General features: G+C 61.2%; 22 protein-coding genes. 7 read left to right on the top strand and 15 right to left on the bottom strand.

The window, feature by feature from the left end; translation table 11 throughout:
- The first annotated feature begins 76 nt into the window (after positions 1-76).
- Entirely contained in the window at positions 77-583 is a 507-nt protein-coding gene (gene rloA2 / locus PSH84_RS26165; protein ID WP_122566636.1) for a retropepsin-like aspartic peptidase RloA2, read from the top strand.
- A gap of 129 nt (positions 584-712) precedes the next feature.
- Here rloA2 and PSH84_RS26160 read toward each other — a convergent pair whose 3' ends face one another.
- The gene (locus PSH84_RS26160; protein WP_305468706.1) at positions 713-1,786 is read right to left on the bottom strand and encodes an RHS repeat-associated core domain-containing protein; all 1,074 of its coding nucleotides are present in this window, start codon (positions 1,784-1,786) and stop codon (positions 713-715) included.
- A gap of 179 nt (positions 1,787-1,965) precedes the next feature.
- On the opposite strand from PSH84_RS26160, the gene creB reads away from it, so the two are divergent.
- From creB to creD, 3 genes are all read left to right on the top strand, one after another.
- The gene (gene creB / locus PSH84_RS26155; RefSeq protein ID WP_305468705.1) at positions 1,966-2,646 is read left to right on the top strand and encodes a two-component system response regulator CreB; all 681 of its coding nucleotides are present in this window, start codon (positions 1,966-1,968) and stop codon (positions 2,644-2,646) included.
- On the top strand, positions 2,646-4,064 hold the full coding sequence (gene creC / locus PSH84_RS26150) for a two-component system sensor histidine kinase CreC (protein ID WP_122566639.1): 1,419 nt from the start codon (positions 2,646-2,648) through the stop codon (positions 4,062-4,064). The genes creB and creC overlap by 1 nt, the downstream gene beginning before the upstream one ends.
- A 226-nt stretch (positions 4,065-4,290) precedes the next feature.
- Complete coding sequence (gene creD, locus PSH84_RS26145; protein WP_122566640.1) at positions 4,291-5,664, top strand: cell envelope integrity protein CreD; 1,374 nt, start codon at positions 4,291-4,293, stop codon at positions 5,662-5,664.
- Between the two features lie 261 nt (positions 5,665-5,925).
- On the opposite strand, the gene PSH84_RS26140 is transcribed toward creD, so the two are convergent.
- The 8 genes from PSH84_RS26140 to PSH84_RS26105 all read right to left on the bottom strand — a co-directional run bounded on the left by PSH84_RS26140 (position 5,926) and on the right by PSH84_RS26105 (position 15,340).
- Positions 5,926-6,555: a glutathione S-transferase family protein gene (locus tag PSH84_RS26140; RefSeq protein WP_305468704.1), complete on the bottom strand. Its 630-nt coding sequence runs from the start codon at positions 6,553-6,555 to the stop codon at positions 5,926-5,928.
- Positions 6,556-6,751: 196 nt separating this feature from the next.
- Positions 6,752-6,931, bottom strand: coding sequence for a hypothetical protein (locus PSH84_RS26135; RefSeq protein ID WP_305468703.1), 180 nt, complete (start codon positions 6,929-6,931; stop codon positions 6,752-6,754).
- A complete protein-coding gene (locus PSH84_RS26130) occupies positions 6,928-8,058 on the bottom strand; it encodes a PepSY-associated TM helix domain-containing protein (RefSeq protein WP_305468702.1) in 1,131 nt (376 codons plus the stop codon). Before PSH84_RS26130 ends, PSH84_RS26135 begins: the two co-directional genes overlap by 4 nt.
- 217 nt (positions 8,059-8,275) lie before the next feature.
- Positions 8,276-10,714, bottom strand: coding sequence for a TonB-dependent siderophore receptor (locus tag PSH84_RS26125; protein ID WP_305468701.1), 2,439 nt, complete (start codon positions 10,712-10,714; stop codon positions 8,276-8,278).
- Between the two features lie 229 nt (positions 10,715-10,943).
- Entirely contained in the window at positions 10,944-11,918 is a 975-nt protein-coding gene (locus PSH84_RS26120) for a FecR family protein (RefSeq protein ID WP_305468700.1), read from the bottom strand.
- Complete coding sequence (locus PSH84_RS26115) at positions 11,915-12,433, bottom strand: RNA polymerase sigma factor (RefSeq protein WP_305468699.1); 519 nt, start codon at positions 12,431-12,433, stop codon at positions 11,915-11,917. Before PSH84_RS26115 ends, PSH84_RS26120 begins: the two co-directional genes overlap by 4 nt.
- A gap of 262 nt (positions 12,434-12,695) precedes the next feature.
- Entirely contained in the window at positions 12,696-13,403 is a 708-nt protein-coding gene (locus PSH84_RS26110; RefSeq protein ID WP_305468698.1) for a 3'-5' exonuclease, read from the bottom strand.
- On the bottom strand, positions 13,400-15,340 hold the full coding sequence (locus PSH84_RS26105; protein WP_122566649.1) for a putative nucleotidyltransferase substrate binding domain-containing protein: 1,941 nt from the start codon (positions 15,338-15,340) through the stop codon (positions 13,400-13,402). Before PSH84_RS26105 ends, PSH84_RS26110 begins: the two co-directional genes overlap by 4 nt.
- A gap of 251 nt (positions 15,341-15,591) precedes the next feature.
- On the opposite strand from PSH84_RS26105, the gene PSH84_RS26100 reads away from it, so the two are divergent.
- On the top strand, positions 15,592-16,038 hold the full coding sequence (locus tag PSH84_RS26100) for a response regulator (protein WP_122566650.1): 447 nt from the start codon (positions 15,592-15,594) through the stop codon (positions 16,036-16,038).
- A gap of 250 nt (positions 16,039-16,288) precedes the next feature.
- Positions 16,289-17,511, top strand: a protein-coding gene (locus tag PSH84_RS26095; protein ID WP_122568800.1) for an IS3 family transposase whose coding sequence is annotated in 2 segments (ribosomal slippage) — positions 16,289-16,640 and positions 16,640-17,511 — 1,224 coding nt in all. Because the reading frame shifts where the segments join, the coding sequence is not laid out codon by codon here.
- Positions 17,512-17,563: 52 nt separating this feature from the next.
- On the opposite strand, the gene PSH84_RS26090 is transcribed toward PSH84_RS26095, so the two are convergent.
- The gene (locus tag PSH84_RS26090; protein WP_305481994.1) at positions 17,564-19,741 is read right to left on the bottom strand and encodes a malate synthase G; all 2,178 of its coding nucleotides are present in this window, start codon (positions 19,739-19,741) and stop codon (positions 17,564-17,566) included.
- A 549-nt stretch (positions 19,742-20,290) separates the two neighbouring features.
- Here PSH84_RS26090 and PSH84_RS26085 point away from each other — a divergent pair.
- The gene (locus PSH84_RS26085) at positions 20,291-20,809 is read left to right on the top strand and encodes a glycine cleavage system transcriptional repressor (protein WP_305481993.1); all 519 of its coding nucleotides are present in this window, start codon (positions 20,291-20,293) and stop codon (positions 20,807-20,809) included.
- A 217-nt stretch (positions 20,810-21,026) separates the two neighbouring features.
- Here PSH84_RS26085 and rarD read toward each other — a convergent pair whose 3' ends face one another.
- From rarD to PSH84_RS26060, 5 genes are all read right to left on the bottom strand, one after another.
- Positions 21,027-21,914, bottom strand: coding sequence for an EamA family transporter RarD (gene rarD, locus PSH84_RS26080; RefSeq protein ID WP_122566653.1), 888 nt, complete (start codon positions 21,912-21,914; stop codon positions 21,027-21,029).
- Positions 21,915-22,132: 218 nt separating this feature from the next.
- On the bottom strand, positions 22,133-23,107 hold the full coding sequence (locus PSH84_RS26075; RefSeq protein WP_122566654.1) for a serine/threonine protein kinase: 975 nt from the start codon (positions 23,105-23,107) through the stop codon (positions 22,133-22,135).
- A 172-nt stretch (positions 23,108-23,279) separates the two neighbouring features.
- Positions 23,280-25,175, bottom strand: a complete 1,896-nt coding sequence (locus tag PSH84_RS26070) for a PhoX family protein (protein ID WP_163006762.1) — start codon at positions 25,173-25,175, stop codon at positions 23,280-23,282.
- Between the two features lie 67 nt (positions 25,176-25,242).
- Complete coding sequence (locus PSH84_RS26065; protein WP_305481991.1) at positions 25,243-26,007, bottom strand: TOBE domain-containing protein; 765 nt, start codon at positions 26,005-26,007, stop codon at positions 25,243-25,245.
- Positions 26,008-26,064: 57 nt separating this feature from the next.
- On the bottom strand, positions 26,065-26,805 hold the full coding sequence (locus PSH84_RS26060) for a ComF family protein (RefSeq protein WP_305481990.1): 741 nt from the start codon (positions 26,803-26,805) through the stop codon (positions 26,065-26,067).
- Positions 26,806-26,879: the final 74 nt, after the last annotated feature.

Raw genomic sequence — 26,879 nt, 5'->3', positions numbered from 1 at the left:
TTGCTATCGAAATCAACCGAACGAATTCATCAGCCACGGTCTAAAACCCCACTCCCACAATGGAAGCCCTAACTCCATGAAGTCAGTCCTCGCCCTGCTTTCCCTGATAGCCCTTCCAGTGCTGGCCGCCGAGCCGACCCTGTACGGGCGCTATGAGTACATCGCGCTGCCGGAAATCGGCGGTCAAGTGCTCAAGGCCAAGATGGACACCGGCGCCCTGACCGCCTCGCTGTCAGCCAAGGACATCGAGACCTTTACCCGTGACGGCGATGATTGGGTGCGCTTCCGCCTGGCGACCAAGGATGCGGACAACAAGGTCTACGAACACAAGATCGCCCGCATCAGCAAGATCAAGACCCGTTCCGAAGAGGATGAGGACGACGACGAAAAAATCGCCCCCACCAAGCGCCCGGTGGTCGATCTGGAGCTGTGCCTGGGTAATGTCAAGCGCACCGTTGAGGTCAACCTGACCGACCGCAGCAGTTTCAATTACCCGCTGTTAATCGGTGCCAAGGCATTGCGTGAGTTCGGCGCGGCGGTGAACCCGGCGCGGCGGTTTACGGCGGATAAGCCGGACTGCTGATGGTCGGAGATAACCATGGAGTAGTCCAGAATGCCGATCAAGACCCCTAAAAAGTATGAGACGATTTCCGAGGTGTAAGCGGCTTGGGTATTGTTGTAGTGATGCTTAGTGAGTTGAAATGCGCGGGCGTTATTGGCGAATTTTTTGAAATAAGTCGATTCCGGTAAACCTTCTTATATATTCGGCTCGAGTCTGTCGTATGTGTCGAACTGTCTCGATGTGTTGGAATTCTAGTGGTGCAGTTGAATTTAGGTAGTTGTATTTCTTTACCGCGCTTACGCTGTTTAGGTTCGTAAAGTGAGATATGGTTATGTCAAAGTGGGATGTGTCGAGGAGTGGCTTTCCGTCGATTAGAACGCGATATTCTAGGTAGGGGTTTGGGTATTCTTCAAAGTGATACCCCCGCTTCGCCATTTCATAGCCTCTCAGACTTTCTGTTAGATCGGTAATGTCGTCGGTGACGGTGTAGGCGTTTTGGTTTTGTAGTGCTCTTTCGTTCTCTTTTATCAAGGTTGTTGTGTCCTTTATTTTTTTGCGCCTTTGGACATGTCGTGCTCTATTTTTTAATTGTTTGATGGTGAGTGCTTCAGGTCTTAAGATTCCTTTCGGGAGCGAATATTTTTGTCCTGTTGGATTTTTAAAGAAAATGCTCATGAATGGTTTAATTGAAATATGGCCCGAAGGATCCGTCCCGTTAACTGGATCTCCTGCGCAATAGCTATAAGCATTTAACCCGCCTTCCCCAAACGGACTCAGACTGTCCGGACTGTTAAACCGCATCAACACCGGACTGAACCCCCGATACCCATTCCCCAATAAATAATGCCCGGTCACCGGATCCGACCGCTCGCCATTAAATCCAAGCAAACTGAGCAAGCCATTTCCCGCCGGGCGATGGCCGTAGGGTGTATAGGCAAGGGGGTGAGGCCGGTTCGCATCGAGTACATTCAAGGCCGACCGCTGCTGATCGGTCGCCAGCAGGGAAGTATCAACCCCTACACCCTCGCGCCGAAGTTGCGCCAGCAACTGATCGTCGTGCTGGAAAACGCTACGCTGCACCGCGCCCTGTACCTCGGTAGCCAATCGGCTTTTGCAGTAAAAACGCTGAATCCTGGCCTGCTCAAAAGGCGCGCAATCGACCAGACGATCCAGCGGGTCATAGCGGTAGTGGCACAGCACGGTTTCGCGAGGGAAGTCCGGCATCGACTGAGCTCCGTCTGAAGTCCAAAAAACCGACCTCTAGCATCAGCCGTTTTCCAGCGCTTGCCTACTATCAGAACTGTTAGGCATGACCGCCAACCGCTGACAAACTCGACTGCCGATTGACTCCCCCCAAGCCTTGCGGCACCGTTCCGGCAACTTTACTGCCGGGCTCGCAAGCCATGCCTCATATCCTGATTGTCGAAGACGAAGCCGCCATCGCCGATACGCTGGTGTTTGCCCTGCAAGGGGAGGGGTTTGACACCACCTGGTTGAGCCTTGGCGCGGCCGCCCTTGAGCACCAGAAACGCACCCCGGCGGACCTGATCATTCTCGATGTGGGCCTGCCGGATATCAGCGGATTCGAGACTTGTAAAAATCTCAGACGTTTCAGCGACGTTCCGGTCATCTTTCTGACAGCCCGGGATGGCGAGATCGACCGGATCGTGGGCCTGGAGATCGGTGCCGACGATTACGTGGTCAAGCCCTTCAGCCCCCGCGAGGTGGCGGCCAGGGTCCGGGCGATCCTCAAGCGCGTGGCGCCGCGTCCGGCGGCGGAGTCGAGCACGGCGCTGTTTCAGGTCGATGCCGACCGTGTGCAGATCAACTATCGCGGCACACCGCTGAACCTCACCCGCCACGAATTCCGTCTGCTCAATTGTCTGCTGGAGCAACCCGAGCGGGTCTTCAGCCGTGAGCAATTGCTCGATGCCCTGGGCGTTTCCAGCGATGCCGGCTACGAGCGCAGCATCGACAGCCACATCAAGAGCGTGCGCGCCAAGTTGCGCCTGGTCCGGGCCGAGGCGGAGCCGATCCAGACACATCGGGGCCTGGGCTACAGCTACAGCCCGGGGCACAGCTGATGTCGCTGGGGATCCGGATTTTCCTGGTGTATGTGTTGTTTATCGCCTTGACCGGTTATTTCGTGCTCAACACGGTCATGGAGGAAATCCGCCCCGGCGTGCGCCAGTCCACCGAAGAAACCCTGGTGGACACCGCCAACCTGATGGCCGAGATCCTGCGGGACGATTTCAAGGCCGGCACCCTCAACCAGAATCGCTGGCCACAGCTGCTCAGAGCCTACGGCGAGCGCCAGCCGGCGGCGACGATCTGGGGCCTGCCGAAGAACCAGGTCAGCCATCGCATCTACGTCACCGACGCCAAGGGCATGGTGGTGCTCGACTCCAGTGGCGTGGCGGTGGGGCAGGATTATTCGCGCTGGAACGACGTCTACCTGACCCTGCGCGGCCACTACGGCGCCCGTTCGAGCCGCAGCGATCCTGACGATCCTGCGTCTTCGGTGATGCACGTCGGCGCGCCGATCCGCGACAACGGCCGGATCATCGGCGTTGTTACCGTCGCCAAGCCCAACAGTTCCTTGCAGCCTTATGTCGATCGCACCGAGCGGCGGCTGCTGCTCTATGGCGCCGGCTTGGTCGCCCTGGGCTTGTTGCTGGGCGGCTTGCTGTCGTGGTGGCTCAGCGCGGCACTGCGGCGCTTGACGATCTATGCCCAAGCGGTCAGCCAGGGGCGTCGGGTGGAAGTGCCGCATTATCGTGGCGGCGAGTTCGAGCAACTGGCCGGCGCCGTGGAGCACATGCGCACCCAGCTCGAAGGCAAGGCGTACGTCGAGCGTTACGTGCACACGCTCACCCACGAACTCAAAAGCCCGTTGGCGGCGATTCGCGGCGCCGCCGAACTGCTGCAAAGCGACATGCCCGCCGCCCAGCACCAGCGTTTTGTCAGCAACATCGACAACGAAAGTGCGCGCATGCAGCAGTTGATCGAACGCTTGCTCAACCTGGCCCAGGTCGAGCAGCGCCAGGGGCTGGAGGAAGAAGTCGCGGTGCCGTTGGCAGCGTTGATGGCTGAGTTGCTGGAAGCACGCGGCGGCTGGATCGAAAGTCGCCAGTTGACGGTTGAACAGCACATCGCTGCCGACCTGACGCTGACGGGTGAGCCGTTCCTGTTGCGCCAGGCCTTGGGCAATTTGCTGGAGAACGCCCTGGACTTCACCCCCGTCAACGGCCTGCTACGGGTCAGCGCCGAGCGCCGTGGGAACCGCGTCGAGATCCGCCTGTTCAATCAGGCCGCGCCGATTCCCGACTACGCGCTGCCGCGCCTGAGCGAACGCTTCTACTCCCTGCCGCGCCCGGACAGCGGCCGCAAGAGCACCGGCCTGGGGCTCAACTTCGTGGAGGAGGTGGTGCAGTTGCATGGGGGGCAGTTCAGTATTGGCAATGTCGAGGGTGGGGTGGAGGTGGTTTTGCGGTTGCCCTGAAACCGCATTTACTATCTGATTCAGCACCATCCTTTGTGGGAGCGAGCTTGCTCGCGATAGCGGGGTGTCAGTCAGCATAACTGGCACTGACCCACCGCTATCGCGAGCAAGCTCGCTCCCACAGAGGTGCCTGGTTCTGCTTCTCCACACAATCTCCACATTCCCCCCATAAACGCCTCACACAGCCACCCCAGACTCTCCCTCATTCGAACAGGGAGAGCCCCACATGAACCGCAGTCTCGCCATTAAACTGGGCATGATCGCCCTCTTGATTCTCTTGCTGATGATCCCGCTGTTGATGATCAACGGCCTCATCGACGAGCGCCAGGAATTGCGCGACGGTGTGCTGCAGGACATCGCCCGCAGCTCCAGCTACAACCAGCAACTGATCGGACCGATGATCGTGGTGCCGTTTCGCAAGAGCGTGAAGGTCTGGAACACCAACGAGAAGACCGGCGTGCGTTTCCTGGAAACCGTCGAGCGCACGGGCGAGTTGTATTTCTTGCCGGAGCAATTCGAGCTCGACGGCCAGGTCCGCACCGAGACCCGTGCCCGGGGCATCTACGAAGCGCGGATGTTCCACGCCGATAACCGCATTGATGGCCGCTTTAAGGTGCCTGAGCGCTACGGTGTCGCCGCCAAGGACTTTGCCGACTACCGCTTCGACGAACCGTACCTGAGCGTCGGCATCAGCGATATTCGTGGCATCGAGAATGCGCTGACCCTGACGCTGAACCAGCAGACCGTCGACTTCCTGCCCGGCTCGCGACTCGGCTGGCTCGGGCAGGGCGTGCATGTACCGCTGCCGATGATCACCGCCCAGGGTGGCCCTGAGCTGACCTTCGGTTTTGATCTGCGGCTGCAAGGCACGGGCGAGTTCCAGATTCTGCCGGTGGGCAAATCCACCAAGGTGCACCTGTCGGCGGACTGGCCGCACCCGAGCTTCATCGGCAACTACCTGCCCAGCAATCGTGAGATCAATGAGCAGGGTTTCAGTGCTGACTGGCAGACCTCGTTTTTCTCCACCAACCTGCTGGAGACGTTGCAAGCCTGCGAGCCGAGCGATGGTTGCGAAGCGTTCCGCAGCCGAGCCTTCGGGGTGAGCTTCATCGACCCGGTGGACCAGTACCTCAAGAGCGACCGGGCGATCAAATATGCGCTGCTGTTCATCGCCCTGACGTTCGCCGGCTTCTTTCTCTTCGAAGTGCTCAAGAGCCTGGCGGTGCACCCGGTCCAGTACGCCTTGGTGGGTGTGGCGCTGGCGTTCTTCTACCTGCTGCTGTTGTCGTTGTCGGAGCACATCGGCTTCACCCTGGCGTACCTGGTATCGGCCAGTGCCTGTGTCGTGCTGATCGGGTTTTATGTCTGCCATGTGCTGCGTAGCGTGAGCCACGGCCTGGGGTTCTCGGCGGGGCTGGCGGGTTTGTACGGTTTGCTCTACGGCCTGTTGAGCGCTGAGGACTATGCGCTGCTGATGGGCTCGCTGTTGCTGTTTGGTTTGCTGGGCGTGTTCATGGTGCTGACCCGCAAGCTGGATTGGTATGGGGTTGGGGCGAAGCCGGCGGCTGCGATGAACTTCGAGTTGGGAGAGGTGAAATGAGCCGGTCGTTGGGGTTGCGTGAAGATCAGCGCGAGGGGGAAAAGTTGGTGGCGCTGATTGCTGGGTTGTTTCCTCTGGATCCGGTGCGCTGCCATCGCGGGCAAGCCTTGCTCCCACAGGTTGAGTGGGTCCATGTGGGAGTTAACCTACTCCCACAGGTTGAGTGGGTCCATGTGGGAGTTAACCTACTCCCACGGATTGAGCGAGGTCTATGTGGGAGCAAGGCTTGCCCGCGATAAGGCCGGCTCGGCTAACGCAGAGCTAGATCCTGGGCACCGTCTCAAGCATCGAAGGCCGCAAGCTCACCTCGGCAAACCACGCCGCCAATTGCGGGTTGGCCTCGCGCCATTCCAGATCGGGATGGCGCAGGTCCAGGTAGCCGAGGGCGCAGGCCACGCTGATGGAGGCCACGTCGAAATGGCAGGCCAGTTCGGCAATCGCGTCGGCTTCGAGCAGGCCCAGGGCACGGCGAATCTTGTCCCGTTGCGCATCGAGCCACTCGTCCCAGTGTTTTTCCACAGGACGTAGCGCGGTTTCGTAGCGGATCATCACCGCCGCATCCATGATCCCGTCGGCCAGGGAGGCCAGGGTCAGGCGTCGCCAGCGGGACGCGCCGTCCCGGGGGATCAGCGGGTTGCCGACGTGCTGGTGGTCGAAGTAGTCGAGGATGACGCGGCTGTCATGGATCACCGTCCCGTTGGCCAGGCGCAGGGCCGGGATCTTGCTCAACGGGTTGTCGTGGATCAGCGCCCGGTCCGGCTTGACCGGGGTGAGCTGGCTGAGCTGCAACGCCACGCGGTCTTGCTGGCCGGTTTCGTGCAGCAGCACCAGGACCTTGCGCACGAAGGGTGAGGCGGGGTTGTGGAACAGCGTCATGGTGGGGGTGGGCATGCGGGTATCCTCGATGAACGGCCAGGGGCTTAGCCTAGACAGTTCCAAGGCGACTGGCGAGGGGCCGATTGGCCTGTGGCGTCCAATGTGGGAGCGAGCTTGCTCGCGATAGCGGTGAATCAGCTTGCATTGAAGTTGACTGACGCTCCGCTATCGCGAGCAAGCTCGCTCCCACAGGTTTCGTGCCACGTTGAAATCATCCCCGTTTGAATAAGCCCCAAGCCCCCAGTACCGTCGGTATCCCCAGCCCAACCCAGCTCACCGCATCCCAGCCTCCATCACCGAGCAATGCGCTGAACAACCCCGCCGCGCTAAGCGCACCGATCATCAGGGGAATACCAAACACTTTCCAGAAACTCGACTGCCGAGGCCTCACGAGGCGACCTCCGCGCCGACGGTTGCGCGCTTGGCCGCTTTACGCCGCACCAGCCACAGGTAGACGCCGCTGCCGAGGACAATGATGGTCAGCACATCGAGGGTCGCCCAGAAGATCTGCATCGGCCGGCCACCGTAGTCGCCGAAGTGCAATGGCAGGGACAGGCTCATCATGTCCATGTACCACGGTCGTTCGGCGACGGCGGTGACGTCCAGGGTGGTGGCATCGATCAGCACCGGCGTGAGCAGGTGCGAGGTCAGATGGGTGTCACCCTTCATGAAGACGCTGTAGTGGTGCTCGCTGGAAAACAGCGTGCCGGGGAAGGCGATGAAACTCGGCTCCATGCCCGGCGCGACGCCTTTGGCGATGTCCAGCAACCGGGTGGCCGGCGCCAGTTGGGTCAGTGGCGGGGCGTTGCGGTAGGGTTCGACCATGGCGCTGAGGCTGTCGTTGCGCCACGCGGCGATGAGCAGGTCGGCGCATGCCGCGATGACGCCGGTGACGCCCACGGTCAGCGCCCAGACCAGCGTGACCACGCCGATCAGGTTGTGCAGGTCGAGCCAGCGCAGGCGCGTGGATTTGTCCCGGCGCACCGTGGCGAACTTCAAGCGGCGCATGAACGGCAGGTACAGGACCACCCCGGAGACGATGGCAATCACGAACAGCAACCCCATGAACGCCAACAGCAACTTGCCCGGCAGCCCGGCGAACATGTCCACGTGCAGGCGCAGCATGACCATCATGAAACCTCCGTTGGCCGAGGGCATTTCCAGGGCCTCGCCGGTACGCCCGTCGAGCATGAAGGTGTGGGAGGCGTTGGGTTCGGTCCCTGGTGTTGGCGCCATGATGGTGATGACGCCGTTGGGCTCGTCATCGTCCCAGCCAAAATACTGGACCACTTCTCCCGGGCGATGGGCCTTGGCTTTTTCCACCAGTTGCGCAAGGTCCAGCGGTGGCGTGCCGGCCGGCATTTCCCGAAGCTCGGGGGCGTCGCCCAGCAGGTGTTCGATTTCATGGTGGAAGATCAATGGCAGCCCGGTGATCGCCAGCATCAGCAGGAACACCGTGCAGATCAGGCTGGTCCAGGTGTGGACGAAAGACCAGCGGCGAATGGTTTTGCTTTTCATGAGCGATCCGAATGCAAGAGGGCACGATCTCTGAGACCCGTCAGTCACGCTGCGAAACCTGTGGGAGCGAGCTTGCTCGCGAAAGCGGTGTGCCAGACAACATCAATGTCGACTGTTACGCCGTCTTCGCGAGCAAGCTCGCTCCCACAGGGATTTCATTTGTCTGACGGATCCCAGTTACAGGCGCCCTCAAAAGGTTTACGCAAATGCTAACCGTTTACCATTTGTAATTCACGCTGGCGACGACGTTGCGTTGGTCGCCGTAGTAGCAGTAGAAACCGTCGCAGGTGGACAGGTAGTCCTTGTTGAATAGGTTCTTCGCGTCCACCGCCACCGAGACACCTTTGAGCGAACGGTTCAAACGGCCCAGGTCGTAATGGGCCGAAGCGTCGTACACGGTGTAGGAGCCAACATGGCCCCAGTCGGTGTTGGTGGTGTTGCCATAGGTGTCGCCGACGTAACGCACACCGGCGCCGACCCCGAAGCCGTCCAGCGGGCCGTGGTGCCAGGTGTAGTCGGCCCAGGCGGTGGCCTGGTTGCGCGGTACCTGGCCCATGCGCTTGCCTTTTTCCGCCGAGCCGCCCTTGGTGATTTCGCTGTCGTTGTAGGTGTAGGAACCGATGAGCTTGAGGTTGTCGGTCACATCGCCCGAGGCTTCCAGTTCCAGGCCGCGCACCTGGACTTCACCCACCTGGCGGGTGACGTTGTTTTCGGTCACGGAGTTGTTTTTCTGGGTCAGGTCGAACACCGCGGCGGTCAGCAGGGTCTTGGTGCCAGGCGGTTGATACTTGATACCGGCTTCGTACTGTTCGCCTTCTGTCGGCTTGAACGCTTCGGTGCTGCTGACGGTTGAACCTGCTGCCGCCTGGAACGACTGGGCGAAGGAAATGTAGGGCGTCACACCGTTATCGAAGACGTAGCTCAACGCCGCGTTGCCGCTGAATTTCTTGTCGCGTTGGGTGTTGGTGACGTTGTTCAGGTTGTGGAACTCGGTGCCGGTGTGAATCCAGTCCTCACGACCGCCGAGGGTCAGGCGCCAGTTGTCCAGGGCGATCTGGTCCTGGACGTAAAGGCCGGTCTGGTGGGTCTTCTGGTTATAGTCGTACATGGTGAAGTACTGGACGTTGGAGAAATCCTGTCCGTAGATCGGGTTGTGGATGTTGCTGGTCGGCACGCCAGTTGAACCCCAATCCCAGCGCGAATTGCTGTTGGAGCGCTGGTGATCCAGGCCCAGCAGCAGGGTGTGGCTTAGGGCGCCGGTCTGGAAGTCGGCCTGGAAGTTGTTGTCCACGGCGAACTGGCTGATGTCTTCGTTGATGACGCTGGCGCTGCGCTTGACGTTACCGTCGGCGTCCACGGATTGGTCCGGGCCCGCAGGAAAAAACGCTCCGCCAGCGGAGATACCCTGGGTTTCCAGGTCGCTCTTGGTGTAGCGCAGGTTCTGGCGGAACTGCCAGGTGTCGTTCAGGCGGTGTTCGAACGCATAGCCGAGGGCGTAGTAGGTCCGGTCGTAGAATTCCCAATCCGGGTCGCCGAGGTTCTTGTGGTGGGAGATCTTGCCCGCCGGCGAGGACAGCTTGGTGCCTTGCAGCGGCAGGAATTGCCCGGTGATGCCGGTGTCGTCGCGGGTGTACTGGGACAGGAAGGTCAGGCGCGTGTCGTCGTTGATGTTCCAGGTCAGGCTCGGCGCGAGGTTGTAGCGCTTGTCCGGGATGTGATCGACCTGGGCATTGCTGTCGCGCACGGTGCCGCTGACCCGGTAGAGGAGCTGGCCTTCGTCATCGACTTTGCCGGTGCTGTCGAAGTTGATCTGCTTGTGTTCGTAGCTGCCAGCCTGCAGCTCGACTTCATGGCTGCTTTCGGCCTGCGGGCGGCGGCTGACCATGTCCAGCATGCCGCCGGGTGGCGTCTGGCCGTAGACCGACGAGGCCGGGCCGCGCAGCACGGCGATGCGTTCAAGGTTCCAGGGCTCGATTTTCGGCGTGATGTAGTTGCCCTTGGGCAGCGGCAGGCCATCGAGGAATTGGGTTGGTATGAAACCGCGAACCAGCAGCCAGTCGTTGCGCGAGTCCGAGCCGTAGCCGCTGCTCTGTACGCCGGCGGTGTAGCGCAGGGCGTCATTGAGGTTGAGGACAGAACGGTCCTCCATCTGTTGGCGGGTAACCACGGAGACGGAGCGCGGCAGTTCGACGATCGGCGTGTCGGTCTTGGTGCCGGCGGCGGTGCGGGTGGCGACGTAGCCCTCGGTCGGGCCCCAGGCGGTTTCACTGAGACCGGCACCGATCACGCTGGTTTCCGGCAAGGCCATGACGCCTTCCGGCACGGCCACCAGGCTATAGGTACCGGCGCTGCTTTGTTCCAGTTGCAGGCCGGTGCCGCGCAAGGCCGCGCGCAATGCGCCGGTGGCGTCGAACTGGCCCTGGACCGGGGCCGAGGTCTTGCCGGCGGCCAGGGACGGATTCAGGCTCAGCGCGAGACCGGCCTGGCTGGCGATCTGGTTCAGGGTGCTGGCCAGGGGCGCGGCGGGCAGGTTGTAAGTGCGCACGCTCGTGGCTTGTTCGGCGGCCAGCAGCGGGGCGCTGGTCAACGGGACGGCGAAGGCAATGGCGACGGCCAACAGGCTGGGGCGCAACAGGGTGTCTAGCGGGCGGGACATACGGCGGCTCCTGAATGGAAATATTTCTCAATTGCCTGGGTGCCGGATGAAAGTCGAAAAGTGATAGGGCTGGATGAAAATAATTTAGATTCGTTTTGCAGCGGGGCTTTGTGGTGGGGCGAATGGCCTCATCGCGAGCAAGCTCGCTCCCACATTGACCGGGTCGCCCACGAGTCATCCTGTGGGAGCGAGCTTGCTCGCGATGAGGCCATCACTGACACAAAACCATTCAGGGCTTGGCTTCAACCCGTGGCCCCACCACCACCCACCACCGTGTGTGATGCTCGACCTGCACCGGCAAGGTCGGCAGCAGGGCGGCCAGGGCCAGGTCGGTGTCGTGCAGCGGGAAGCTGCCGGTGATGCGCAGATCGGCCACTTGTGGCTCGACGCCGAGGTAGCCGCGCCGGTAACGCCCCAATTCATGGACCAGGTCTTCGAGGCGAGCGTTGTCCACCACCAGCATGCCGCGGGTCCAGGCATCGGCGCCGGGGCTCAGGGCAACAGTCGGCCCGAGGCCGTCGCGGCGCATCAGCACTTGTTGGCCTTCGCGCAGAATCTGTTCGATGTCCGTGGCCTGGGGATGCGCCGCCACGGCGGATTTCAACACGCTCAGGCGCGTGCCTTCGTCTTCACGCTTGACCAGGAAGCGTGTGCCCAACGCGCGCAGGCGGCCTTCGCGGGTCTCGACGATGAACGGACGTGGGTCGTCGTGGCCGGTTTCTACCAGGATCTCGCCTTCCTGCAGGACGATGCGGCGCTGCTTATCATCGAAACGCACGTCCAGCGCACTGTGGGTGTTGAGGTTGATCAGCGTGCCGTCGGCCAAGTGCAGGGTGCGTTGCTCGCCTGTCGCGGTGCGCTGATCGGCCAGCCAGTAATCCAGCGGCAGGTAACGATCCCCGGCAAACAACGCCAGACCGATGACCGCGACAACACTGGCCAGGCCACTACCCATCTTGCGTATACGCCGGCGAATGCTCACCCGCGATTGCAGCAACGCCGCCCGCGCCGGCCCGTTGGCCACGCTGAAGCGCTGGTCGAGCATGCCCAATTGCCGCCAGGCCCGGGCGTGTTCTTCATCGGCGGCATGCCAGCGGGCGAACGCTTCACGCTCCTGGGCGCTGCTCGCGTCCAAAGACAACTGCCAGGCAATGGCGGCATCCAGCACGCTGGCCGAGACCGGTTTGGCATGGGCCTGGCTCATGTCGGCTCACCGTACAGGGCGATGTAGCACTGCCGGATGCCTTGGGCCAGGTACTGCCGTACCCGCGGCACCGAAACCCCCAGGCGCTTGGCGATCTCGGCGTGGCCGAGGCCGTCGAGGCGGTTATAGAGAAAGGCTGCGCGGGCCTTGCTCGACAGTTTGCCGAGCAGGCGATCGATGGCCTTGAGGTCTTCCAGGATGATTTGCTGTTCTTCCACCGAGGGTTGCTCGGCTTCGGGGATCAGCATCAGTTCGGTGAGGTAAGCCTGCTCCAAGGCCGCGCGACGGAAATAATCGAACAGCAGGCCCTTGGCGATGGCCACCAGAAACGCCCGGGGTTCGCGGGGCGCCTTCAGTTCCTCGCGACCCAGCAAGCGCACGAAGGTGTCCTGGCTCAGGTCCTCGGCCCGGTGCGCGCACGCCACGTTGCGTCGCAGCCATGCCAATAGCCAAGCGCGATGGTCACGGTACAACGCACCAACCAAATCACTATGAGGACTGGGGACTGACGACACGGAGCATCACCGAAGTTTTAAGTAACGAGAATTGTTCGCGATTGTGGCAGAGGCGGGGGCGGGAAAGCAATTGGCGCTGGTCGGGACCTGATCTGTGGGTCCAGATAAGTCTGTGGGCCCAAATAGATCTGTGGGCTCAAAAAGATCTGTGGGAGCAAGGCTTGCCCGCGATGCAGGCGACTCGGTCAGTCTGTCAATCCCAGGCGATACCATCGCGGGCAAGCCTTGCTCCCACAGGTAAACCACCTTCGGAGCAGAGGATTTAGAGCGAAGGCGCCTGCTGCCGTCGTTTCCAGTGGCTCAGGCGTTGTTGCAGGTCCAGCGGGCTGTGGATCTGTTGCTGGCGGGCGCGGCTGAACAGGATCAGCGCCAGTTCCGCCGTGGCCAGGGCGTCGGCGCTGGCGTTGTGACGGTCGAAGACTTGCAGCTTGAACCAGTCGATCCACTCATCCAGGCCCGCCTTGCGCAGATGAGCCTGGGGGCAAAGCATCGGGGCCAGGTCCGCCACGTCGAGGAACGGATGCTGCAGGCGATGACCCAGGTAGTCTTTCAAGGCGCGACCGAGCATGTGGGAATCGAACGGCGCGTGAAAGGCCAGCAGCGGGCTGTCGCCCACGAACTCCATGAACGCCAGCAGCGCCTCGGCCGGGTCGCTGCCGGCGGCGATGGCACTGGGCGCCAGACCATGGATCAACACACTGGGCCCGAGCTTTTGCTGATCGCACTGCAAGGTCCGTTCGAATTGCTGGCTGAAGTCGATGGCGCCGTCTTCGATGACCACCGCGCCGATGGACAGCACCTGGTCCTTGTTCAGGTTCAACCCGGTGGTTTCCAGGTCCAGGACGACCCAGCGTTGTTCCCGCAGGTTGCCTTCACCCAAGGCTGAAGCCGCCGGCAAGCGTTCCAGGCGCTTTTGCATTTCTTCGGGCACCATTGGCTGGGCTGGGCGCAACCAGGAAAAAATGCTCACAACTGATACCTCAACGTCAGGCTGCTTTGCAGGCGTTGGGCCTGGCGCAGGGATTCGCGCAGGATGCGTCGGTCCAGATGGTTGAGGCTGTCGGGGTCGACGCGGTTGGAATAGGGCAGGTTCTCGCGGGTTTGCAATTGGTGTTGCTGCATGCGGGTCTGTTGGATGAAGTGATAGGCCTCTTCATAGGCTGCGCCATCGAGCGGTTCGATCACTTCCTTGACGACCAGTTGCCGCAAGCGTTCCAAGGTGTTGTTGGCTTCGATGCCATTGGCCAATGCCAGTAGGCGGGCGCCGTCGACGAAGGGCGTCAGGCCCTGCACTTTCAGGTCCAGGGTCGCCTTTTCGCCATTCTTGCGGCTCAGCACGAAATCCCTGAAGCGTCCCACGGGCGGGCGATGACGCAGTGCGTTCTCGGCCAGCATGCGCTGGAACAGGCGATTGTCGGCCACTTGTCCGAGGATCTGCTGGCGCAACTGCTCGCACCCTTGCTCATCGCCCCAGACCACCCGCAGGTCAAAATAAATGCTCGAGGCCAGCAGGTTTTCCGGCGTCGCTTCGCGAATGAATGACGCGAAGCGCCGGGCCCATTCGGCGCGGGACAGGCACAGCTCGGGGTTGCCGGCCATGATGTTGCCCTTGCACAAGGTGAACCCGCACTGGGCCAGGCTCTGGTTGATCTGTTGGGCGATGGGCAGCAGCAGGCCGCGGATCTGCGCGGCATGGGCGGCATCCCGGGCCTCGAACAAAATGCCATTGTCCTGGTCGGTGTGCAGGGTTTGTTCGCGCCGGCCTTCACTGCCGAAACACAGCCAACTGAACGGCACGCCCGGGTCGCCCTTGTCGGCCAGGGTCAGCTCGATGACGCGGCACACAGTGTGGTCGTTGAGCAGGGTGATGATGTGGGTGATCTGGGTTGACGACGCGCCGTGGGCCAGCATGCGCTCCACCAGTTGACCGATCTCGCCGCGCAGGGCCACGAGGTTTTCCACCCGGGGGGCGTTGCGGATGGTCCGGGCCAGGTGCACCAGGTCGACGCGCTGCAAGGAAAACAGATCGCGCTCCGAAACCACGCCACACAGACGCTGGTCCTTGACCAGGCAGACGTGGGCGATGTGGCGCTCGGTCATGGCGATGGCTGCGTCGAAGGCGCTGTGGTCCGGCGAGAGGAAAAACGGTGCCTGGGTCATGTGTCCTACGATGGCCTGGGAAAAATCCCCGGAACCATCGGCCACCACATGCCGCAGATCGCGCAAGGTGAAAATGCCCACCGGTGCTTTCTGCTCATTCACCACCACGATGCTGCCGACCTGTTGCTCGTGCATCAGCTTCACGGCTTCGCGCAGCGGTGTGTCCGGGCTGCAACTGACCGGGTGGCGCATCGCCAACTCGCCCAGCCGCGTGTTGAGGGAGTACTGGGTGCCCAGGGTTTGCGCGGATTTCTGCTGGACCTGCTGGTTGACCTGGTCGAGCAGACTGCTGACCCCGCGCAGAGCGAAATCGCGAAACGGGGCGGACAGGGCGAACAGCTTGATGAAGGCCTGCTTGTTCAGTTGCAGGCAGAACGTATCTTCGCCGGCCCGGTGCTCGGTGCGCGTGGCCCGCTCGCCCAGTAGCGCGGCAAGGGGGAAACATTCGCCGGTGGTGATCTCGAAGGTGGTCTCGGTGCCACCCTTGGCCGAATGCGGACGTTCGCCCACCACCCGGCCCTGCTTGACGATGAAGAAGTGTTCCACCGGGCCGTCAGCCGGCTTGATGATGGTGTCGCCCGGGGCGTAGAAACGCAGCAGGCATTGCTCCACCAGATAGGCCAGGTGGGCGTTTTCCATTTGGTTGAACGGGGGAAAACGCTGGAGAAACTGCAGCGTCCCCTGGATGTTTTGCAACACCGCGGTTTTCCCTGCCTGGATGAAGGCGTCCGCTTTTTTCATAACCATTACGCAGTCTTATTCGAATTGTTGTGGTCGGATCTGTTCACCATGGTCGGCCCCTCAGCGCGGGGTGCCCATTGGACGTAAGTCTAGGTCGCTGCACAGGGGCGGACTTACGGAAAAGTCTTACGCCAAGCGTCAGAAAAATCTTCATTGAATGTTCTTGGAAAAAAATCCGACGAAGTGCACATTGAAGCGCCGCAGAACGATGTCTGACCACTGTGCCAGAGGATCGATTTAAAAAAGTAGAGAGCACCATGCCCGACCACGATATTTTGAGTGACGATGAGCGCGAGGCGCTGAGTGCCGTCATGTTGGAACCTGACCTGCCGCCGCAGCGCGTCTTGATCGTTGATGACGACAGGGACGCTCGTGAGCTGTTGTCGGAGATCCTGGCATTGGACGGGATTCACTGCATGACCGCCGCCAGTGGCGAAACGGCACTCAAGATGCTGGAAACCAAGCCATCGATCGGTCTGCTGATCACCGACTTGCGCATGGGCAATGTCGATGGCCTGGAACTGGTCCGCCTGGTGCGCGAGTCTCCGCGGGCGGCGCTGCCGATCATCATCGTGTCAGGCGATGCCGACGTGAAGGACGCCATCGAAGCCATGCACTTGAGCGTGGTGGACTTTTTGCTCAAGCCGATCGATACCGACAAGCTGTTGGGGTTGGTCAAGCATGAGTTGGGGATGGATCTCTAGCCCATCGTCTGTGGGAACAAGGCTTGCCCGCGATGCAGGCGCCTCGGTTCACCAAGGACCGCGCCGCCTTCATCGCGGGCAAGCCTTGCTCCCACAGATAAATCCCCCCGCCACAATGACTCAAACATCAGCCAGGGTTTGATGATTTTGCAATGAAAAAAGCCCTGATCTTTCGATCAGGGCTTTTTTGTGCCGCGTGTCTCGTCCTGAATAAGGTTTACACCTTCTGACCTATCCTCAGGAGGAACCAATGGATTCAGGAAGAAGGCGTAGTCAGCGTGATTACACGCTGGGCTTTAAATTGGCGGTTGTCGATCAGGTTGAAAAGGGCGAACTGAGTTATAAAGAGGCTCAACGGCGTTATGGAATTCAGGGCCGGTCGACTGTGTTGGTATGGTTACGCAAGCATGGGCGGCAGGACTGGAGCCAAGGCGCCTCCATTCGTGCCCAGAGGAACCGACCGATGGCCGAGCCAAATTTGCCGCTGACACCAGAGCAGCGAATCAAGGAGCTGGAAGAAAAGCTGGCCCTTGCCAACCAGAAAGCCCAATTTTTTGAAGCTGTCGTTGACGTGCTGAAAAACGATTACGGTGTTTCTGTCGTAAAAAAGCGATCCGGCAAGTCCTCAGCCAAGGGCAAATCGAAGGCCTGAGTGTCACCAGGGCTTGCCAGTTTCTGGGCATCTCACGGCAGGCGTATTACAAGCGCAATCGAGCTTACGACGCGCAAGCTAGCCATGCGCAAAAGGTGCTGGGGTTTGTGCTGGAGGCACGCCTTGAAATGCCTCGGTTGGGCACCCGTAAGCTGCATGGGCTAATGCAAGCCGAACCTGAACTAACGCAAACGGTAGGCCGAGATCGATTGTTCGATATTCTGCGAGACCATCGACAACTGGTCCCACGCAAACGCGCTTATCACAAGACTACCGACAGTCATCATCGCTTCCGTCGACATCCGAATCGGCTCAAGCCCGGCCCTGACCAAGTCACTGCCACCGGCCCGGAACAGGTGTGGGTGGCGGATATAACCTATTTACCGACCGAGCAAAGCGTCGCTTACGTAAGTCTGGTCACTGATGCGTTCTCGCGCAAAATAGTCGGCCATCATGTGCATGAAAGCCTGCATACCGAGTCAGTCATCCGGGCGATGACGAAAGCTCTTCGACACCGAAGAACCAATCAGCCACTGGTACATCACTCCGATCGGGGCTCGCAATACTGCTCTGATCTCTACCAAAAGCTGCACGCCAAGCATGGCGTCAGGTGTTCGATGACGGATGGCTACGACTGCTACCAGAATGCCCTAGCGGAACGAGTGAATGGGATTCTGAAAACAGAATTTCTTTTACACCGTCCCAAAGACCTCGCCCAAGCCAAGCGCATGGTTGAGGAATCGATAGAAATCTATAACCGTAAGCGACCTCATTTGGCCCTGAAATACAAAACGCCCGATGCGGTGCATCGGGCGTTTTGAGACTGAAACAGGTGTAAACCTATTTCAGGACTAGACAGCGTCTACCGCTCAATCACAACCCATTGGCTGCCTTGAACTCGCGACGACGACGGTGCAGCACCGGCTCGGTGTAGCCGTTAGGCTGTTTGGTGCCTTCGATCACCAGCTCGACCGCCGCCTGGAAGGCAATGTTGTTGTCGAAGTCGGGCGCCAGCGGCCGGTACAACGGGTCGCTGGCGTTCTGACGGTCGACCACCGGCGCCATGCGCTTGAGGCTTTCCATCACCTGGTCTTGCGTGACGATGCCATGGCGCAGCCAGTTGGCGATGTGCTGGCTGGAGATACGCAACGTCGCACGGTCTTCCATCAGGCCGATGTCGTTGATGTCCGGCACCTTGGAGCAGCCCACGCCCTGGTCGATCCAGCGCACCACGTAGCCAAGGATGCCTTGGGCATTGTTGTCCAGTTCGTTCTTGATCTGCTCCGGCGTCCAGCTCGGGTTGACGGCCAGCGGGATGGTCAGGATGTCGTCCACCGAAGCGCGGGCGCGCTTGGCCAGTTCGGCCTGGCGGGCGAACACGTCGACCTTGTGGTAATGCAGCGCGTGCAGCGCAGCAGCGGTCGGCGAGGGAATCCACGCGGTGTTGGCGCCGGCCAGCGGATGAGCGATTTTCTGTTCGAGCATCGCCGCCATCAGATCGGGCATGGCCCACATGCCTTTGCCGATTTGCGCGCGACCTTGCAGGCCGGCGCTCAAGCCGATGTCGACGTTCCAGTTTTCATAGGCGCCGATCCACTTCTCGGCTTTCATGTCGGCCTTGCGCACCATCGGGCCGGCTTCCATGGAGGTGTGGATTTCATCGCCGGTACGGTCGAGGAAGCCGGTATTGATGAACACCACGCGCTCGCTGGCGGCCTGGATGCAGGCCTTGAGGTTGACCGTGGTACGGCGCTCCTCGTCCATGATCCCGACCTTGAGGGTGTTGCGGGGCAGGTTCAGCACGTCTTCGACGCGACCGAACAGCTCGTTGGTGAACGCGGCTTCTTCCGGGCCGTGCATCTTCGGCTTGACGATGTACACCGAGCCGGTGCGGCTGTTGCGGCGCGAAGTATTGCCGTTGAGGCTGTGGATCGCCGCGAGGCTGGTGATCAGGCCGTCGAGGATACCTTCCGGTACCTCGTTGCCGTGCTTGTCCAGGATCGCGTCGATGGTCATCAGGTGACCGACATTACGCACGAACAGCAGCGAACGACCGTGCAGGGTCACGCCCGAGCCGTCGACGGCGGTGTAGACACGGTCAGGGTTCATGGTCCGGGTAAACGTCTGGCCACCCTTGGCGACTTCTTCCGACAGGTCACCTTTCATCAGGCCGAGCCAGTTGCGGTAGATCACAACCTTGTCATCGGCATCGACGGCGGCGACCGAGTCTTCGCAGTCCATGATGGTGGTCAGCGCCGCTTCCATCAGGATGTCTTTGACGCCGGCGGCATCGGTCTGGCCGACGGGGGTGCTGGCATCGATCTGGATTTCGAAGTGCAGGCCGTTGTGTTTCAGCAGCACGGCGGTCGGCGCCGAGGCATCGCCCTGCAAGCCGATCAACTGGGCATCGTCACGCAGGCCGCTGTTGCTGCCGCCTTTGAGGGCGACCACCAGTTTGCCGTCGACGATTTTATACGCGGTGGAATCGACATGGGAGCCGGCCGCCAGGGGCGCGGCTTCGTCGAGGAAGGCGCGGGCGAAGGCGATGACCTTGTCGCCGCGTACCTTGTTGTAGCCTTTGCCTTTTTCCGCGCCATCGGCTTCGCTGATGGCATCGGTGCCGTACAGCGCGTCGTACAGCGAACCCCAGCGGGCGTTCGAGGCGTTGAGGGCGAAGCGGGCGTTCATCACCGGCACGACCAGCTGCGGGCCGGCCATGCGGGCGATTTCGTCATCGACGTTTTGAGTCGTGGCCTGGAAATCCGCGGCTTCTGGCAGCAGGTAGCCAATGTCTTGCAGGAAGGCTTTGTAAGCCACGGCGTCGTGGGCCTGGCCGGCACGGGCCTGGTGCCAGGCATCGATCCGCGCCTGGAAATCATCGCGTTTGGCGAGTAGGGCTTGGTTCTTCGGGGCCAGGTCATGAATGACCTTGTCGGCACCGGCCCAGAACGCGTCGGCGGTGAGGCCGGTTCCGGGAATGGCTTCGTTATTCACGAAGTCGAACAGGACTTTGGCGACCTGCAGGCCACCGACTTGAACGTGTTCAGTCATTGCTTGCCTCACTCTGCTCAGCTATTTCGCTTTTCAGCTCTTCGATTTTGACAATGAAGCCTCGGGACATTTAAACCACAAACCCCGGAACCAGTACATGCCATCGCTGGCGGCTGGGTATTCAAGCCTTGCTGACGGGGCTTTTCAGGGATGCGACTGGCCTTAAGCAGACATCGGTACAACAGGGGTGTCGCGATTATGTAGTGCGCGCTGCGGCATACTACATGATCAATTGCGGTTGTGAAAATTAGACTAATTGCGTCGTTCCGCGACCGACTAAAGTGTTACGGTCACGTCGGGGCACGGGATGTTCTCAAAAAACAGATGGATTGTTCCAGATAAATCTTAAGGTTTGTACACGATATCTCTGATGTCATCCTGTGGGAGCAAAGCTTGCTCGCGATACAGGCACCTTGGTTTCAGAAGAGTCGAGTTGATTTCATCGCGAGCAAGCTTTGCTGCCACAGGGGGAGGTATAAATCTCCAGGCCACCGTCTGCTCGCAGATCAGCTGCCTATACTGTCCGTTCCACAACAAGAGGACTGCGCCATGGACCACCTCGTCATCACTGTTTTCGCCCCGGACAAGCCCGGGCAGGTCGAGCGCATCGCCGATTGCATCGCCGCCCATGGCGGTAACTGGTTGGAAAGCCGCATGTCGCGCCTGGCCGGGCAGTTTGCCGGGATCCTGCGAATCAGCGCCCCGGCCGAGACTCATGAAGAACTGATCGAAGCCTTGCAGGGGCTGTCGACCCATGGCATCCGTGTGTTGATCGCTGAAAGCGCCGTTGAGGAGTCCCGCACTTGGAAACCCATCACCATGGAACTGGTGGGCAACGATCGTCCCGGCATCGTGCGGGACATCACCCGCTTGTTGAGCGAACAGGGCGTCAATGTCGAGCGTCTGGTGACCCATGTCCGGCCGGCACCCATGAGCAGCGAGCTGCTGTTTCATGCCGAGGCGATCCTGGGCGTGCCCTTGACCCTGTCGCTGGAAACCTTGCAGGAGCGCCTGGAAACCTTGGCCGATGAATTGATGGTGGAGCTCAAGCTCAGCGACGAAGCGTAATGAAGGTTATCCAAGAAAAAACTGCGCCTGCCTGTGGATAACCTGTAGAGACCCGGCTCCAGCCCACGCCCGCCGGGGCTCAGCGGTCAATGATCAAAAAATCACCAGTTTTCAAGGGGTTGTGCACAAACGGCGGGGATCACGCTGTGGATAACCTTGGGAAGGATAAACGCAGGCCACGCCAGACGTGGCCTGTAGAGGTTTGTGTGTTTTTTGATCAGCTGCGCCGGCGCATGCTGATCACCGCATCGACGCTGTACACCGCCAGCCCGGCCCAGATAAACAGGAACGCCACCAGTGTGCTGGACGACAGGTGCTCACCGAACAGCAGCACGGCGAGCAGCAGCACCAGCGTCGGCGCGATGTACTGGAGAAAACCGATGGTAGTGTAGGGCAAATGCCGTGTTGCGGCGTTGAAGCACACCAACGGAACCAGCGTCACGGGACCCGCCGCCACCAGCCACCAGGCTTCGGAGGTGGTCCAGAAAGCGGCCTGGGCACTGGTGGCCGTGGGGTTGAACAGCAACCAGGCGATGGCGATCGGCACCAGCATCCAGGTTTCCACCACCAGCCCCGGCAATGCCTTGACCGGCGCTTGTTTGCGGATCAGCCCATAGAAACCGAAGGTCAACGCCAGCACCAGCGACACCCACGGCAGGCTGCCCACTTGCCAGACTTGCTGCGCCACGCCGACCGCCGCCAACCCCACCGCCAGCCATTGCATGCGGCGCAGGCGTTCGCCGAGGAGCACCATGCCCAGCAACACGTTCACCAGCGGGTTGATGTAGTAACCCAGGCTGGCTTCGAGCATGCGCTCGTTGTTCACCGCCCAGACGTAGGTCAGCCAGTTGGCCGCGATCAGTGTCCCGCTCAGGGCGAGGATCGCCAGGCGCTGTGGATTGTCTCGCAATTCGCGCCACCAGCCCGGATGTTTCCAGACCAACAGCAGCGCCGCGCCGAACAGCGCCGACCACAGCACCCGGTGGATGATGATTTCCACGGACGGCACGCTGGCGATGGCCTTGAAGTAGATCGGGAACAGACCCCAGATGATGTAGGCGCTCAGGCCCAGGATATACCCGCGACGCGGGTTGGCGGCTTGCATGCAGAATCCTTGCTTAGGCAGCTAACAAAGGGATGATTGTAAGGAGATTTGTCAGGTTGTGCTGTGAACCTTGTGAACGTTTCAGCGCAAATCCCTCGTGGGAGCGAGCTTGCTCGCGATGGCGATCGAACATTCGACACCTCTGTCGACTGACACACCGCTATCGCGAGCAAGCTCGCTCCCACAGGGATTTCAGTGATTGCTGGAACCCAGTCGGGTCAGAACAGCTTCAACGGCTCTTCATTGAGTGCCGCCAGTTGCTCGCGCAACGCCAGCACCTGGTCGCCCCAGTAGCGTTCGCTGCCGAACCACGGGAAGCTGCGGGGGAAGGCCGGGTCGTCCCAGCGCCGCGCCAGCCAGGCGCTGTAGTGCATCAGGCGCAGGGCGCGCAGCGGTTCGATCAGCGCCAGTTCACGCGGGTCGAAATCATGAAACTCCTGATAACCGTCCATCAACTCCGATAACTGCCCCAAACATTCCTGGCGATCGCCGGCGAGCATCATCCACAAATCCTGCACTGCCGGGCCCATGCGGCAGTCGTCCAGGTCGACGATGTGGAACACCTCGTCGCGGCACATCATATTGCCCGGGTGGCAATCGCCGTGCATGCGGATGTTCTGGTGGGGCGTGGCGGCGTAGACCTCTTCGACGCGCTTGAGCAGGTCCCGGGCGACCGACTCGTAGGCCGGTAGCAGGCCGCGGGGAACAAAGCCGCTTGCCAATACGGTGGCCAGCGAATCATGGCCGAAGTTTTTCACACCCAAGGCTTCACGATGCTCGAACGGCCGGGTCGCCCCGAGCGCGTGCAGGCGCCCGAGCAATTGTCCCAGGCGATAGAGTTGGTCGAGATTGCCCGGCTCCGGTGCCCGGCCACCGCGACGAGGAAACAGGGTGAAACGAAACCCGGCGTGTTCGTGCAGGCTGGCACCGTTGTGGATCAGCGGCGCCACCACGGGCACTTCGTACTCGGCCAGTTCGAAGGTAAAGCTGTGCTCTTCCAGGATCGCTTCGTTGGTCCAGCGCTGGGGGCGGTAGAACTTGGCGATCAGCGGCTCGGAATCTTCGATGCCGACCTGATAGACGCGGTTCTCGTAGCTGTTGAGGGCCAACACGCGGGCATCGCTGAGAAAGCCGATGCTTTCAACGGCATCGAGCACCAGGTCGGGCGTGAGGGTTTCAAACGGATGGGACATGCTGACTCCTGCGCAGCGGCAGGGCTGCCGCGTCCGGCCCAGCATGGTAGCGCAGACAGAGGCAGATAGGTGGTGGCTGTGCTGAAGCTATCGCGAGCAAGCTCGCTCCCACAGGGTCTTCGGTTGTACCGCCGATCCCTGTGGGAGCGAGCTTGCTCGCGATGAGGCCCTATCAGGCGCCGATGACCCCGCCATCTTCCCGGGTAATTACCATCACCGATGAGCGCGGCTTGCCGTTGGGCAGGTGCTCAGGGAACGTCGAGCCGCCGCTGGGATGCTGGATCCCGACGAACATCGTCTTGTAGTCCGGCGCGAAACTGATCCCGGTCACTTCGCAGCCTACCGGCCCGACCAGGAAGCGGCGGATTTCACCGCTGTTGGGGTCGGCGCAGAGCATCTGGTTATTGCCCATGCCAGCGAAGTCCCCGGCGTTGCTCGAATCGCCGTCGGTCTGGATCCACAACCGTCCACCCTTGTCGAAGCCCAGGCCATCGGGGCTGTTGAACATGTTCTGGGCGTTGATGTTGGACGAGCCGGCTTTCGGCGTGCCGGCGTGTACCGCCGGGTTGCCGGCGACCACGAACAGATCCCAGGAGAAGGTCTTGGAGGCGTGATCGTCGCGGTCGGTGCGCCAGCGCAGGATCTGTCCGTAGACGTTCTTGGCCCGAGGGTTTGGCCCGTCCACCGGTTGGCCAGCATCGCCGCGCTTGGAGTTGTTGGTCAGGGTGCAATAGACCTGGCCGTCCTTGGGGCTGACCACGATCCACTCCGGACGGTCCATGCGCGTGGCGCCAACGGCACTGGCGGCCAGGCGCGCATGGATCAGCACTTCGGCCTGGTCAGCGAAACCGCTGCTGGCGTCGATGCCATTCTTGCCGTGGGTCAGCTCGATCCACTGGCCCTTGCCTTTGGGGTGGTCCGGGTTGCCGTCGCCGGCATCGAAGCGCGCCACATACAAGGTGCCGTGGTCCAGCAGGTTGCGGTTGGCTTTGGCATTGCGATGGTTGATGCGCTCGCGGCTGACGAACTTGTAGATGAATTCGCCGCGCTCGTCATCGCCCATGTACACCACGGCACGACCGTCATTGGTTTGGGCCAGGGCGGCGTTTTCGTGTTTGAAGCGGCCCAGGGCAGTGCGTTTCACCGGCGTGGATTCTGGATCGAACGGATCGATTTCCACCACCCAGCCATGGCGATTGAGTTCGTTGGGGTTCTTCGCCAGGTCAAAACGCGGGTCGTGCAGGTGCCAGTTGATTTCACTGCTGGTAACGGTGGCGCCATAGCGTTTTTGTGCCGCGTCGAACTGCAGGTCCGTCTTGCTGCTGCCGAAGCAGTCAGTGAAGTTTTCTTCGCAGGTCAGGTAAGTGCCCCACGGCGTCATGCCGTTGGCGCAGTTCTGGAAAGTCCCCAGCACTTTCTTGCCGCTCTTGTCGGCGCTGGTTTTCAGCAGGTCGTGGCCGGCTGCCGGACCACGCAGGCGAATCGGCGTGTTGCCGTGGATCCGGCGGTTGTAGCGCGATTCCTGGACGAACTGCCACTGGCCGCGACGACGCTGGATCTCGATCACCGACACACCTTCGGCGGCTTGGGCCTTGCGCACGTCTTCGGCCGACTGCGGCTGGCCGCCGTGAGGGAACAGGTATTGGTAGTTGGTGTACTCGTTGTTGATCGCCATCAGCGCGCGGTTCTTGTCGCCGGGGAATTCGAACAGGCTCATGCCGTCGGTGTTGTCGCCAAACTGCTCTTCCTGAGCACGGGCTGTTCCATTGCCACTGGGGTCGAACGCCGGTGCATTTTTGCGCAGTGGCTGGCCCCAACTGATCAGCACCGAGGCTTTGTAGCCCGGCGGCAGGGTAATGGTGTCGGCCGTGGCGGCGGCAATGCTCTTAAAGCCCAGCAGCCGGCTGTTGCCTTCGCTCACGGCGGCGGCCAGCACGCTGCGGCTCAGCAGGTTGCCGCCCAGGAACATCGCCGCGCCGCACAGGGCGCCGGCGCTGATGAAACTGCGCCGGCTCAGGCCGACGATCTTTTCCAGGTCGGTGGATTGGTTTTCTTCTAATAGGCTCATCATCAGGCTCCCTGCTGGTTTTGGCAGTCACCTTAAAGCGGGTCGATGAAGCTATTGTTGCAGCGCGCTACAGCGGTGTGCCGAGCAGCACATTTGTCGCACAAAACGTCACTTGCACCGGTGAGTCGACGGCCAGGTTCTGCGCTTGCAACTGAAGCGGGTCGGCCAGGGCGCATAGCGTCTGGCCGTTGGGCAGGCCGATGCGCACTTCGCTGGGGCCGTCCTGGGCGGCGTCGATTTGCTCGATCATGCCGCGCAGTGTGTTGGTCCCCGGTTTTTCCGCGTGTTCGACTGGGTGTAATTCCAGCCAGCCGGCCTTGATCAGCGCCACCACGTCGGTGCCGACACCCAGCTCCAGGCGCAGCGTGCTGTCGTGGGTGATCTGCGCTTCGATGACCAGGCCCCGGGGCAACTCCAGGCGTACCCGGTCGTTGTGGCCCTGGGCCTCGATGGCCAAGACCTTGCCATGCAATTGATTGCGGGCGCTGGTGCGCAGCATCAGGCGACTGAGCAGGCCCAGGTCGCCGGCGTCTTCGCTGGCTTCCAGCAGTTGCGCCTGCAGTGCTTGCAGGCGCTGATACAGGCGCAGCACGCGTTGCCCTTCCTGCGACAGCTTGGCGCCGCCACCACCCTTGCCGCCGACGCTGCGTTCCACCAACGGTTGGTCCGCGAGATTGTTCAATTCATCGATGGCATCCCACGCTGCCTTATAGCTCAGGCCCGCGCTCTTGGCAGCGCGGGTGATTGAGCCCTGTTCGGCGATGTGCTGCAACAGGGCGATGCGTTGGGGGCGCCGAACGATGTGCTGAGTCAGGAGCGTGGGCAATGACATGACGGGAGCTGCGTGCAAAGGTCGATGAGCGGACGTTGGCGCCTTGGACGTGGCACGTCAAGCCGGCTCACCGGGTTTCGGTGTGCGGGCCAGGCAGTAGACATCGACCCGTGCCGCGCCGGCATCGAGTAGCAGGGCGGCCAGTGCCTGGGCGGTGGCGCCGGTGGTGAGCACATCGTCGACCAATGCCAGGTGACGGTTGCGTAACGCTGCCTGGGGCCCGAGGGCAAAGGCTTGGCGCAGATTATGTCGGCGGGCCTTGGCGTCGAGGGCCTGTTGGGCGGGGGTGTCGTGGGTGCGTCGCAGCAGGTTTTCTTCGCAAGGGATCGCCAGCGGCCCACTGAGCCAGCGGGCCAGCAGCGCCGCCTGGTTGAAACCGCGCTGGCGCAAGCGCCGGGTCGCCAGTGGCACCGGTACCAGGGCGTCGGGCCGTTCCAGCCCTTCGTCGAAGTGATGTTGCAGCGATTGCGCCAGCAGTTCGCCCAGCAGCCGACCCAGGGGCCATTTCGCCTGATGCTTGAAGCGGGTGATCAGGCTGTCCACCGGGAAGTCATAAACCCAGGGCGCCAGGACCCGCTCGAAGGCCGGCGGCCGCGAGACACATTGGCCGCAACGCAATCCGGCCATGGGCAGTGGCAGGGCGCAAATGCTGCATTGATCACCGAGCCAGGGCAGCTCGCTTTCGCAGGGGGTGCAGATAGGCTGCGGCGTATCGGTGCTTTCGCCGCACAGCAGACAGGGTTGTTTATTTTTTAACCAGATGTAAACCGGTCCTTTGTATCGTGGTTGACAGCGCATGACTCTTCCTTAAATATGCCGAACATCCGTGTCGCGCCTGTGGGTATTCCATACCCCAGACGCCAGCCAAGCAT

The sequence above is a fragment of the Pseudomonas beijingensis genome (genome assembly GCF_030687295.1).
In the GTDB taxonomy this organism is placed as follows: Bacteria; Pseudomonadota; Gammaproteobacteria; order Pseudomonadales; family Pseudomonadaceae; genus Aquipseudomonas; species Aquipseudomonas beijingensis.
The sequence above is the reverse complement of the archived record's forward strand: the minus strand, read 5'-3'. Positions and strand labels throughout refer to the sequence as shown.

Bases quoted from the DNA above. Each gene is read 5' to 3' on its own strand.
- creB (WP_305468705.1), top strand. From the start codon at position 1,966: ATGCCTCATATCCTGATTGTCGAAGACGAAGCCGCCATCGCCGATACG.
- creC (WP_122566639.1), top strand. From the start codon at position 2,646: ATGTCGCTGGGGATCCGGATTTTCCTGGTGTATGTGTTGTTTATCGCC.
- PSH84_RS26105 (WP_122566649.1), bottom strand. From the start codon at position 15,340: ATGGTTATGAAAAAAGCGGACGCCTTCATCCAGGCAGGGAAAACCGCG.
- PSH84_RS26130 (WP_305468702.1), bottom strand. From the start codon at position 8,058: ATGAAAAGCAAAACCATTCGCCGCTGGTCTTTCGTCCACACCTGGACC.
- PSH84_RS26090 (WP_305481994.1), bottom strand. From the start codon at position 19,741: ATGACTGAACACGTTCAAGTCGGTGGCCTGCAGGTCGCCAAAGTCCTG.
- PSH84_RS26060 (WP_305481990.1), bottom strand. From the start codon at position 26,805: ATGCGCTGTCAACCACGATACAAAGGACCGGTTTACATCTGGTTAAAA.
- PSH84_RS26100 (WP_122566650.1), top strand. From the start codon at position 15,592: ATGCCCGACCACGATATTTTGAGTGACGATGAGCGCGAGGCGCTGAGT.
- rarD (WP_122566653.1), bottom strand. From the start codon at position 21,914: ATGCAAGCCGCCAACCCGCGTCGCGGGTATATCCTGGGCCTGAGCGCC.
- PSH84_RS26120 (WP_305468700.1), bottom strand. From the start codon at position 11,918: ATGAGCCAGGCCCATGCCAAACCGGTCTCGGCCAGCGTGCTGGATGCC.
- PSH84_RS26065 (WP_305481991.1), bottom strand. From the start codon at position 26,007: ATGTCATTGCCCACGCTCCTGACTCAGCACATCGTTCGGCGCCCCCAA.
- creD (WP_122566640.1), top strand. From the start codon at position 4,291: ATGAACCGCAGTCTCGCCATTAAACTGGGCATGATCGCCCTCTTGATT.
- PSH84_RS26125 (WP_305468701.1), bottom strand. From the start codon at position 10,714: ATGTCCCGCCCGCTAGACACCCTGTTGCGCCCCAGCCTGTTGGCCGTC.
- PSH84_RS26075 (WP_122566654.1), bottom strand. From the start codon at position 23,107: ATGTCCCATCCGTTTGAAACCCTCACGCCCGACCTGGTGCTCGATGCC.
- rloA2 (WP_122566636.1), top strand. From the start codon at position 77: ATGAAGTCAGTCCTCGCCCTGCTTTCCCTGATAGCCCTTCCAGTGCTG.
- PSH84_RS26140 (WP_305468704.1), bottom strand. From the start codon at position 6,555: ATGCCCACCCCCACCATGACGCTGTTCCACAACCCCGCCTCACCCTTC.
- PSH84_RS26070 (WP_163006762.1), bottom strand. From the start codon at position 25,175: ATGAGCCTATTAGAAGAAAACCAATCCACCGACCTGGAAAAGATCGTC.
- PSH84_RS26085 (WP_305481993.1), top strand. From the start codon at position 20,291: ATGGACCACCTCGTCATCACTGTTTTCGCCCCGGACAAGCCCGGGCAG.
- PSH84_RS26160 (WP_305468706.1), bottom strand. From the start codon at position 1,786: ATGCCGGACTTCCCTCGCGAAACCGTGCTGTGCCACTACCGCTATGAC.